The organism is uncultured Streptococcus sp., from assembly GCF_963456385.1.
In the GTDB taxonomy this organism is placed as follows: Bacteria; Bacillota; Bacilli; order Lactobacillales; family Streptococcaceae; genus Streptococcus.
In genome coordinates, this window is record NZ_CAUOLF010000027.1 from 25540 (window position 1) to 35858 (window position 10319).

General features: G+C 41.3%; 14 protein-coding genes. 2 read left to right on the forward strand and 12 right to left on the reverse strand.

What is annotated here, in order from left to right; translation table 11 throughout:
- Positions 1 to 6: 6 nt before the first annotated feature.
- From RP262_RS10205 to RP262_RS10230, 6 genes are all read right to left on the reverse strand, one after another.
- On the reverse strand, positions 7 to 1083 hold the full coding sequence (locus RP262_RS10205; protein WP_311155073.1) for a carbamoyl phosphate synthase small subunit: 1077 nt from the start codon (positions 1081 to 1083) through the stop codon (positions 7 to 9).
- A 114-nt stretch (positions 1084 to 1197) separates the two neighbouring features.
- Positions 1198 to 2115, reverse strand: coding sequence for an aspartate carbamoyltransferase catalytic subunit (locus tag RP262_RS10210; RefSeq protein WP_311155074.1), 918 nt, complete (start codon positions 2113 to 2115; stop codon positions 1198 to 1200).
- 107 nt (positions 2116 to 2222) lie between these two features.
- Positions 2223 to 3506 carry a solute carrier family 23 protein gene (locus RP262_RS10215; RefSeq protein ID WP_311155075.1) on the reverse strand — a complete coding sequence of 428 codons (1284 nt, stop codon included), beginning with the start codon at positions 3504 to 3506 and terminating at the stop codon, positions 2223 to 2225.
- Between the two features lie 8 nt (positions 3507 to 3514).
- Positions 3515 to 4033 (reverse strand): bifunctional pyr operon transcriptional regulator/uracil phosphoribosyltransferase PyrR, encoded by a 519-nt coding sequence (gene pyrR, locus RP262_RS10220; RefSeq protein WP_311155076.1) that lies wholly within the window; start codon positions 4031 to 4033, stop codon positions 3515 to 3517.
- Positions 4034 to 4303: 270 nt separating this feature from the next.
- Positions 4304 to 4936 carry a Pr6Pr family membrane protein gene (locus RP262_RS10225; protein ID WP_311155077.1) on the reverse strand — a complete coding sequence of 211 codons (633 nt, stop codon included), beginning with the start codon at positions 4934 to 4936 and terminating at the stop codon, positions 4304 to 4306.
- A 7-nt stretch (positions 4937 to 4943) separates the two neighbouring features.
- Positions 4944 to 5282: a zinc ribbon domain-containing protein YjdM gene (locus RP262_RS10230; RefSeq protein WP_101771421.1), complete on the reverse strand. Its 339-nt coding sequence runs from the start codon at positions 5280 to 5282 to the stop codon at positions 4944 to 4946.
- Positions 5283 to 5555: 273 nt separating this feature from the next.
- On the opposite strand from RP262_RS10230, the gene RP262_RS10235 reads away from it, so the two are divergent.
- Both RP262_RS10235 and RP262_RS10240 read left to right on the forward strand, forming a co-directional pair.
- Positions 5556 to 6080: a hypothetical protein gene (locus RP262_RS10235; RefSeq protein ID WP_161543032.1), complete on the forward strand. Its 525-nt coding sequence runs from the start codon at positions 5556 to 5558 to the stop codon at positions 6078 to 6080.
- A gap of 20 nt (positions 6081 to 6100) precedes the next feature.
- The gene (locus RP262_RS10240) at positions 6101 to 6634 is read left to right on the forward strand and encodes a transcription repressor NadR (protein ID WP_311155078.1); all 534 of its coding nucleotides are present in this window, start codon (positions 6101 to 6103) and stop codon (positions 6632 to 6634) included.
- A gap of 120 nt (positions 6635 to 6754) precedes the next feature.
- Here RP262_RS10240 and RP262_RS10245 read toward each other — a convergent pair whose 3' ends face one another.
- From RP262_RS10245 to RP262_RS10270, 6 genes are all read right to left on the reverse strand, one after another.
- Positions 6755 to 7051, reverse strand: a complete 297-nt coding sequence (locus RP262_RS10245; protein ID WP_311155079.1) for a hypothetical protein — start codon at positions 7049 to 7051, stop codon at positions 6755 to 6757.
- Between the two features lie 44 nt (positions 7052 to 7095).
- The gene (locus tag RP262_RS10250; RefSeq protein ID WP_311155080.1) at positions 7096 to 7563 is read right to left on the reverse strand and encodes an 8-oxo-dGTP diphosphatase; all 468 of its coding nucleotides are present in this window, start codon (positions 7561 to 7563) and stop codon (positions 7096 to 7098) included.
- Between the two features lie 23 nt (positions 7564 to 7586).
- Positions 7587 to 8030, reverse strand: a complete 444-nt coding sequence (locus RP262_RS10255) for a hypothetical protein (protein WP_002904670.1) — start codon at positions 8028 to 8030, stop codon at positions 7587 to 7589.
- The gene (locus tag RP262_RS10260; RefSeq protein ID WP_311155081.1) at positions 8008 to 8544 is read right to left on the reverse strand and encodes a hypothetical protein; all 537 of its coding nucleotides are present in this window, start codon (positions 8542 to 8544) and stop codon (positions 8008 to 8010) included. The genes RP262_RS10255 and RP262_RS10260 overlap by 23 nt, the downstream gene beginning before the upstream one ends.
- Complete coding sequence (locus RP262_RS10265; RefSeq protein WP_311155082.1) at positions 8534 to 9079, reverse strand: DUF1697 domain-containing protein; 546 nt, start codon at positions 9077 to 9079, stop codon at positions 8534 to 8536. The genes RP262_RS10260 and RP262_RS10265 overlap by 11 nt, the downstream gene beginning before the upstream one ends.
- Before the next feature lie 41 nt (positions 9080 to 9120).
- Positions 9121 to 10319 (reverse strand): DUF2971 domain-containing protein (locus RP262_RS10270; protein ID WP_311155083.1); only part of this gene is annotated, 1199 nt, incomplete at its 5' end.

The following is a 10319-nucleotide window of genomic DNA, read 5'->3' on the forward strand; positions in this document are numbered from 1 at the left end:
TGCTTCCTAGTAAGCCTGATGGGCATCCATCATTTCCATAAACTCATCAAAGAGATAGTCTGCATCATGCGGTCCCGGCGCAGCATCCGGGTGGAACTGCACAGAAAAGGCAGGATAATCCCGATGGCGCACACCTTCGACAGACTTATCATTAATTTCTTCATGAGTCACAATCAGGCATTCCGGCAAATCCTCACGGCTGACGGCATAGCCGTGATTTTGACTGGTAAAGTCAACTCGGCCTGTCGCAATCTCGCGTACCGCATGATTGAAGCCACGATGGCCGAACTTCATCTTATGCGTCTTAGCACCGTTAGCCATGGAGAAGAGCTGATGCCCCATACAGATTCCGAAAATTGGAATTTTGCCCTGAACACCACGAATCATGTCCAGAGCCTCCGGCACATCTTCTGGATTGCCCGGTCCATTGGACAGCATGACGCCGTCAGGATTGAGCTGGAGAATTTCCTCAGCGCTGGTATCATAAGGTACTACTGTCACGCTGCAGTTACGCTTGGCTAACTCCCGCAGGATAGAGTGCTTGAGACCAAAGTCCACCAATACCACGCTGCGACCCGTTCCCGGAGCTGGATAGGACTGCTTGGTAGACACCTGCTTGATGTTATCAGTCGGCAGAACTGTAGCCTGCAGCTGGTCTTGCAAATGCTCAATGCTATCCTCCGCATTGGCAATGGTTGCCCGCATAGTTCCATGCTGGCGGATAATCTTGGTTAATGCCCTTGTATCAATTCCCGAAATGCCTGGTATCTTTTTGATTTTGAGGAACTCATCCAAAAACAATTGCTGGCGCCAATTGCTGGCACGACGTGCATACTCATAGACCACTACTCCCTTACAAGTCGGTAAAATGGACTCATAGTCGTCCCGATTGACACCATAATTTCCAACCAAGGGATAGGTAAAGGTCAAAATCTGGCCGTTATAAGACTGATCCGTAATCGATTCCTGGTAGCCAGTCATGCCTGTGTTAAAGACGATTTCACCTGTCACAAAAAGATCCGCTCCAAAAGCTTCCCCTTCGAAAATCATGCCGTTTTCTAATATTAAAAGTCTCTTTGCCATTGTTCCCTCCTGTCCAAGATGCAGACCGCCCGAGACCATCCACATAAGATATATAATAATAGGGAGTGGGATTGCTTCACACAGCTTCACCCACTCCCGGCCTACTGTCCGAGATTATTGACGGCCTTTCAGAACTGCTTCAATAATAGCCATTCTGACAAAGACGCCGTTGGTCATTTGTTCAACGATACGCGATTTTGGTGCTTCGACCAGATGATCCGCAATTTCTACATCACGGTTAACTGGAGCCGGATGCATCAGAATTGCTGTATCTTTCATGCGGTCATAACGCTCTTGAGTCAGACCATGCAGTCTGTGGTAATTTTCTTTAGAAAAGATGGACTCGTAGTCATGACGCTCATGCTGCACGCGCAGGAACATCATGACATCCACTTGATCAATCACCTCATCAATGGTGACAAACTTACCATAGTCCGCAAACTCTTGGCTCCGCCATTCTTCCGGACCTGCAAAATAGAGCTCTGCTCCCAAGCGCTTGAGAATCTGCATATTTGACTTAGCCACACGCGAATGGTCCAAGTCACCAGCAATCGCAACCTTGAGTCCTTCAAAGCGACCAAACTCTTGGTAAATAGTCATCAGGTCCAGCAAGCTCTGGCTAGGATGCTGACCAGAACCGTCTCCTCCGTTAACGATGGAAGTCGTAATTGTTGGACTTTCCACTAGATCTTTGTAATAATCTACTTCTGGGTGGCGAATGACACAGACATCAACGCCTAGGGCAGACATGGTCAAGATAGTGTCATACAAGGTTTCTCCTTTGTTGACCGAGCTGGTCTTGACATCAAAGTCCAGAAGATCGCAACCTAACTTCAACTCTGCTACTTCAAAGGCCTTGTGGGTCCGTGTAGATGACTCAAAGAAAAGGTTAGACACGATATGCTGCTCATCATAATGGACTTTAGCGCCATTTTTAAATTCGATTCCGCGTTTAATCAAGGCCATAACTTCTTCATTTGACAGAGTTTCCATAGAAACAAGGTTCTTAAGAGCGATTTGATTGGATGACATGATATAATTCTCCTTTATGAAAGAATGAAGGCTTCCAGAGTGCTGCAAGTAAAGTCGCTCTGAGAGCAAGCTATTTTTGAACAAAAGTTAATGATTTAGCACCTAGCTCAATCCTTGGGCTCAGGCAGGACCAGATAGAGGACAATTCCCAGAATAGTTGACAAGGCAACTCCTGAGATTTGCAGACCCGACAGCTGCAAGGTCAGACCACCGATACCAGATACCAAGATGACACTGGCAATCAAGAGATTCTTTTTATTGTCAAAGTTGGTCTGTGCTTCGATCAGAATTTTAAGACCACTCGAAGCAATTACCCCAAAGAGGGCGATGGAAATACCACCCAGCACAGGACTCGGGATGGATTGGAGCAGGGCTGAGACCTTGCCCACAAAGCTCATGACAATAGCCAGCACTGCTGCACCTGCAATGACATAGACGCTGTAGATTTTATTGAGCGCCATAACTCCGATATTCTCTCCGTAGCTAGTCACCGGCGGTGCTCCGAAAAGCCCTGCAATAATCTGAGCCAGACCATCTCCGGTCAAGGTCTTGTCCAGTCCTGGATCCTTGAAGAAGTCCTTGCCTGTCAAGCTATTTAGTACCATAACATGGCCGAAATGCTCTGTCATGGTTACAAAGGCGATAGGCGCCATAGTTAGGATTGCGCTTGGGTAAAATTTCACATCATAGTCTAAGAATGGCAGACTCATTGGCGGAAGGTGGAACCAAGAAGCTTCCCCAACCTTGGCAAAAGACACAATTTCCTGGCCAGTCACGGCCCCTAAAATCAAGCTAAAGATGTAGCCGACTATCAAACCTAGCAAGACTGGGATGATTCCCACAATTTTCTTACCATAGATATTAAAGAGGATAACTGCCAAGAGAGTAACCATGCCGATAATGAAGTAGGTCAAATCATAAACCTTTTCGCCATTAGCTGCAGTCTTGTTCATCACATCGCTAACAGCTGTTCCAGCCAAGCTAAGACCGATAACCATTATGATAGGCCCTACCACTACTGGCGGCAGCACCTTGTCAATCCAAGCATTGCCGGCAAACTTGACAATCAGTGCTACGATGAAATAAACCAAACCACCGGTGATAGCTCCCTGAGCAACCGCTCCGATACCATCTGTCTTCATCAGAATCTGCATGGCTGCGATATAAGCAAAGCTAGATCCCATGTAGGCTGGAATCTTGTACTTGGTAACAGTCAGATGGGCCAGTGTCCCCAGACCGCTGGAAAAGAGCGCAACCGCTGGGTCAATTCCCACCAGAATCGGTACCAAGACTGTCGCCCCAAACATGGCGAACAAGTGCTGAAAGGATAGTCCTAAAAGCAAACCTGGCTTTGGCATATCATGCACATCATACTTAACATCTTGACTCATTTAGCTTATTACTCCCCCATAATCAACACGCGATCTTGACCGTCAGTTTCGGTCATCTCAACGATAATCTCCTCAGTTTGGCTAGTCGGAATGTTCTTTCCGACATAGTCTGCCCGTATAGGCAGCTCGCGGTGACCACGGTCTACCAAGACAGCTAAGCCAACCCGAGACGGACGTCCATGACTGACCAGATTGTCGATAGCTGCTCGGATGGTCCGTCCTGTGTAGAGGACATCGTCGATCAGAATTACTTGACGGTCGGTAATATTTACCGGAATTACTGTCGTATCTTCTTCAACCTTGATATCATCACGAAAAGGCTTAGTGTCTACTTCAGCGACTGGAATATCGATATTCTCCAACTGAGCCAACCGCTTCTGAATCCGGTGAGCCAAGTGAACCCCACGGGTCTTAATCCCAGCCAAGACCACTTGATTTAAGTCCTTGTTGCGCTCGATGATTTCATAGGTAATCCGCGTAATCGCGCGATTCATGGTGATGTCATCGACAACTTCTTTTGTTTTCATTCTTTCCTCCTCAAACAAGAAAAAGTCTCCTTATTACAAGGAGACTTCAGAAAAATCTAGTCAGGCAAGCTAAAACAAGACGCACTTGCTTACACTCCACCCATCTTTTTACTTGCTCCTTGTCTATCTCTCTGGATAGAATTAAAGGATTATTTAATTTTTTATACTATATCACAATTTCAAAACTATTTCAAGAAAAAATTGTATTTTTTTCTGCTTGACTGGGTAAGGATTAGTGAAATCTGTTTTTTCATCTACAAGTACATGTCTCTAAGAAGTCTTCTTCTTTGAGGAAGAGATGGACTTTATCCCGTAAAAGACAAAACCAAAGATTAGGTAGGCCGCAAAAATAATCAGACACATCTGGATGACATAAGGCCAACCTTTCTTAAAGACATTGAGGAAAAAGTAAGGAAATGGATTGTCCTTGGATCTTGGAATGTTTATTTTCAGGAAAAAGCCATTAAAGAGAGCAAAGGCCATGTAGACCAAAGGCACACTTGTCCAAGAAATCGGATCAAACCAACGGTACTGGCGCGATTTGTCAAAGATTACTGTATCCAGAAGAAAGGCCAAGGGTACTATATAATGACATAAAAAATTCTCTAGGCGGTAAAAATCTGTCGCAATTGGGGCTAGCAAGAGGTGATAAACGACACAAGTAATCATGATGGACATGGTCACCCCACCCTTGATTCGCAAGATTTTCGGCGCCTTCCAAGCATCGCTAGGTCTCATCATCAGATAGACCAGAAAGCCCGTAAAGAGCAAGACCAAGAGATTGGACAGAACCGTATAGTACATAAGCATGCCCACGCCATACTTAGTAATTTCCAGATACACACCCAAAAAGGCCAGGATAAAAAGAATAATTCGATAAACTAAGATAAAACGACGATTCATAGAGACCTCAAATTTTCTTAACAAACTCTGACTTGAGCTTCATCGCACCGAAGCCGTCAATCTTACAGTCAATATTATGGTCGCCTTCCACGATGCGGATATTTTTTACGCGTGTTCCCTGCTTGAGATCCTTAGGTGCTCCTTTGACTTTCAGGTCCTTAATCAAGGTAACTGTGTCACCATCAGATAGCTTATTGCCATTAGCATCGATTGCTACTGGGCCTTCTTCTGCTTCTTGGACCTCAGCAGGATTCCACTCATAGGCGCATTCTGGGCAGACCAAGAGCGTTCCATCTTCGTAGACATACTCTGAATTACATTTGGGGCAGTTTGGTAAGTTGTTCATTTTTTCTCCATTTCTAGTTAAGGCTGCTAAATTTCCATACCAGCCTTCTATATATGATTAAGCTCTTCTTTCTTTTTTCAAATCCAGCAGAACACTAAACGACGTGAAGGTCAACTAAATCCTGAAAATCTAGTTTAATCCTATTTCCACACCATTCTAGTATAAGCTATTTTAAGCATTTTGACAAATCTCTTTTAGGATTTTTATATGTCTTGACCTTTCAGCAAAAACAGTGTACTATACTAGTGTATATACAGATAAAAAGGAGTCGTTATGAAACCAAAATCTAAAAATCAGTTTATGACACTGACCGCTTTTTTGACTGCACTAGCTATTGTTATCCCACTGGTTATGCCGATTAAAATTGTCATTCCGCCCGCTTCCTTCACCTTAGCCAGTCATGTCGCTATCTTTCTGGCTATGTTTATCTCCCCTCTCATGACGGTGATTGTCGTGATTGGTTCTACTATTGGATTTGGAATGTCCGGACTTCCTTTTATCATCACGCTTAGGGCCCTGTCCCACTTGCTCTTCGCTAGCATAGGCGCTCTTTATCTTCAAAAGCACCCGGACACACTGGACAGCCAGAAGAAGACTTGGATATTTAATTTCCTACTAGCCTTGATTCATGCCTTTGGCGAAGTGGTCGTCTGCATCCTCTTTTACACAACGTCTGCCTATCCTGCTAATGCTTTCTATATCTTATTTGGTCTGGTTGGACTTGGTACGGTCATTCATAGCATGGTCGACTTTGTCATTGCTAAGTTCATCTATCAAGCGCTGAAAAAGATTCGCTAGAGCTTGAAGATTCCTGACTTTTGGTTTACAATGAAGCTATGACCAAGCAAAGACGAGAAGAACTATTAGACCTTTTGAAAACATCATCTGCTGCCCTCAATGGCCAGTCACTGGCTGAACATTTCCATGTGACTAGGCAGATTATCGTGCAAGATATCGCCCTCTTGCGGGCAGATGGTGCCCCCATCCTCTCAACCAACCGTGGCTATCTTTATAAAGATCGCCAAGAAAATGCTGCTGTCCATCAACTCTTCAAGGTTCAGCATGAGGCTGAGGATATGGAGGCTGAGCTGCTGGCTATCGTGGATAATGGCGGCCGCGTACAGACTATTTTGATTGAGCATCCAGTTTATGGCGAAATCCAGACTTACCTGAAGCTGACCTGCCGTCGAGATGTCCAGCATTTTCTCCAACAGGTCGCTTCCTGTGCCTTTCGTCCCTTATCTGAGTTGACAGATGGAGTCCACTATCACCTAGTACAAGCCGACTCCCAGCAGGATTTGGACTATGTAGAATCTGCCTTGAGAGACCTAGGATTTTTACAGGATAAATAACAAGCAAGAAAAAGACTGATTAGGTCCCAACCTAGTCAGTCTTTTTAGTACATACTCTTGCGCCAACCGGCTTTCAAATGATAGATAGTCGCTATAAAAATCACTGATAAAACAATCAAACTATTCTTTAAAAGAAATTAAAAAAATTAATATTCCAGAAAATACAATACTAATAATTGACAAGACCAAGACCCTATTCTCGTTTAAATCTGTATACAAAGAATAAAGAAAAATGAGCAAATTAAGCAAAATCACTGATCTATAAAACCTAGATTGGCTCTGCTTCCATCCTTTTAAAGTATGAAAAGCAAATGGAAATCTCAAACCGAATCCAGCATTTCTAGAAGGAAAAAAATGGTTTAAGCCCAAAAGAAAAAATGCAACAATAGCAATCCATAATGAAATCATGGCAGTCATCTACCTTTCTATGTTTGCACTCCAGACACAAAAGGAAACATTTTTTAATACATACTCTTGCGCCAACCACCTGCTATGCGCTCGTGATAGTAATATTCGGATAATTCCTCATCTTCCATCATACGCAGGAGTTCAAGCATATCGTAGGCCAAGTCCAGCTGTGGCAGGCTATCCTTATCTACCCAAGAAATCTCACCCTCTTCAGTCGAGTGAATCTGACCAGAAAATTCAGTCGCTTTGTAGCAAAAGACGATGTAGCGAACCCCTTCATCCGTATGCCAGTTCTTTACACCAACCAATTTGGGATGACTAATGGTCAAACCCGTTTCCTCTAAAATCTCACGGACAACTGAATCATGCAAAGACTCACCCTTCTCAATGTGACCACCCGGAAAAGCATATCCAGACCAACGATAGCGCTCAGGAGAGCGATACTGCATTAGGACTTTACCTCGCGCCTTATCTTCAACAAGGCAGATGTTTGTTAGAATTGTTTCTTGGGAACGTGACATGGATTCACTCGCTTTCTAAGTTATTAAAACATATCTTCGTTATATTTCACTTCTGACTTCATGACAAAGGGATTAATCAATTCATGATGTTCATAGGTACTATGGACCACAAAACCTCTGACAATGATGATTTCATTATCTTGTATATGATAGTCTATATTGATGGGCATTGCTGGATCCGAGATGATTGACAAAGCAAAGAATGCCGAAAACCAAAGATAAAGTGCCACCAATCCACTGAATAATTGAAAAATAAGGTGATACCAGTGAAAATCTCTTATCCTAAAAAAGACTATCCAAGGATGGATAAAGAAGGTCAAACAAAGAATAAAAAACCAGCTATTCCACAAAACTGGAGTAAAGGATAGACCAAAAGCTAACAAAATCAAATGAAGAATGACAAAGGTTAGCAAGGCCAGATAGAGTGTTTTAAATGAAAATAACTTAGATAGATTTTCTTTGGTCATGTTTTTTCCTCTTTTTTTCATTATATTTTAAAATCAACATCGTTAACGCTGAAATGAAGAAAAAGATTAGATAGGTAGCAATCGGAAACCAAACATAGCGAGAATCCAAACTGATTAGAGGTGGTGCAAAATGTTTTCCATCTTTTGATCGAATTCCTATAAAATAATGAATTAAGAAAACCGGCCCGTTCAGATAAAGAAATGCTTCCGCTAAAATCTTCAGAGAAGTAAATCCTTCTTTTCTCAAGCTACCAAATCGAGAATAATAAGGAATAAGTACCAAGAAGAGCAAGTTTACACATAAAGGACTAATATAATTAAAATGACGAAGTGGAGCAGGAATGCTCTCATTACCAAAAGTTAAATATCCCACACCAATCGCAACAACTATTAAGACTAAAAAATTTAAAAAAGCTTCTACTACCCGATGTTTTTCCAACCAAAGACTAAACTTATTCCCCTGAACTTTTACTTTTCTTTTATTTTTCTTTTTCTTTTTGGTCTTACTTCTCATTCACCAACTCCACAATCTTCTGGAAAGTCTTGCCGTTTCGGATAGTCAGCTGCTTGTAAAAACTAGACTTAAGCAGTTTCTTATGATAGTTGGACTTGAGATAGTCCGCTTGGTCAGCATTGCTATAAAAGAAAGCCGTCTGCCCGAAATGCAGCTGCTCCTTGTCATTTGCCCAACTGCCTGCCAGCTCTTGGACACTCTCCCTGTCTGTCTCCGGCAGATAAAAGAGAACATCTCGCCGAAAAGCTGTTTCATCCTGCCACCAAGCAGGAAGATTGGCTATTTCTTTTTGAAGCATGGCAGAGCTGACAAGGACAAAAGGCAGCGGAAAATCGTAAGACCGACTGAAATAAGCCGACAAGATCTCCCGAATCCTCTCCTCCTGCTCCTCGCTATCAAAGAAAAGATTGCCGCTATTGATGTAGGAAACTGGATTTTCAAAACCCAACTCTGCTAAATCCTTCTTCAAATCAGCCATAACGACCTTGTTTTTCCCGCCGACATTGATGCCGCGGAGTAAAAGTGCATAACGCATATAGTGCTCCTTGTTTGTATGTTTTAAAACAGTTATTTTCTCTAACGATAGGGAATTTTCGAATTTTCTATCTCTATATCAGGATTAGCAAGTTTGAGATAAGGAGCAATATAGTCTTCATCCGTAACCTTTGGACCTAGGATAACCTTCGAATATTTCAAAGGAGCCAGATTGATGTATACAAATAAATCATATCTACCATTATCTTTTGGGCTTAATACAATATACTTCCTAAAATCATTATAGTTAACTTTATCAAAAATTTCTAACCCAATTTTTTCTTTATCCAAGTATTGTTCATTTAATAAATCTTTATTTTTCACCAAATTTTTATTATGGTTTTCAATAAATTGTTTTACAGCAGTATCATCGAAGTTGATTAGAATGCGATACTCCATTTCATATGCATAATCTTTAACTTTAAAAAGATAAGAGATTTTGGTAAGTTTATTAGATAATTTTTTAAGTTCATCCGTAGCTTTACGTTTTGACAATACTTCATATATTTGTTTTAAATTAGAAAGTTTTTCATCAATCTCTCTCTCTTCTTTACTATCTATATTTGAATCTAAATAATGGATTTTAACAAATTCAATAGATTTATGTGCAACAATATCTTCAAGATAAGTTATGTCATATTCAAGGAAGGCACCCTGAGAGGAATCAGCATACTCCTTCCACATAGGTAAACTATCCGATACTACAGTTAAGGAAGATATAAACACATTGGAAGTTTGATAGTTATGGAAAAATGTATTATCTATCCCTAAATAATCGTAGATTGCTCTTCCCTCCATTGGGTCATTTAACTGTTTTAAATTAGTAAGTCGTAAATAGGGAGGTTTCACTTTAGAATCATTTTCATTTTTCCAGTCAGCTTTTATAAGATAGTTGGTTAGCGTATCAATCTTTGTATAATGTCCAAAAGAACCGATATTTGTCAAATCTTTAGCATTGACAGTCAACTTAGAACGGATATAGTATATAACCTCATCTGCTTGTTTCAAAAGTTCATTGGTATCCAAAGAAAGGATAATGTCCAAATCATTTTTCTCATTCAAAATATCATGATCATACTTTTTAAGTAATTTAATTACTTTACTTCTAATAATATCCGAATCATTTTCTTCTGCTATCTTTCGAACAACATCAATCGATTCTTCAATTATATCATCAAAATGCCTTGATACAAAATCTAGATATTCACCAACATTTTCAGATTGAGGATTCTCCATAAAAT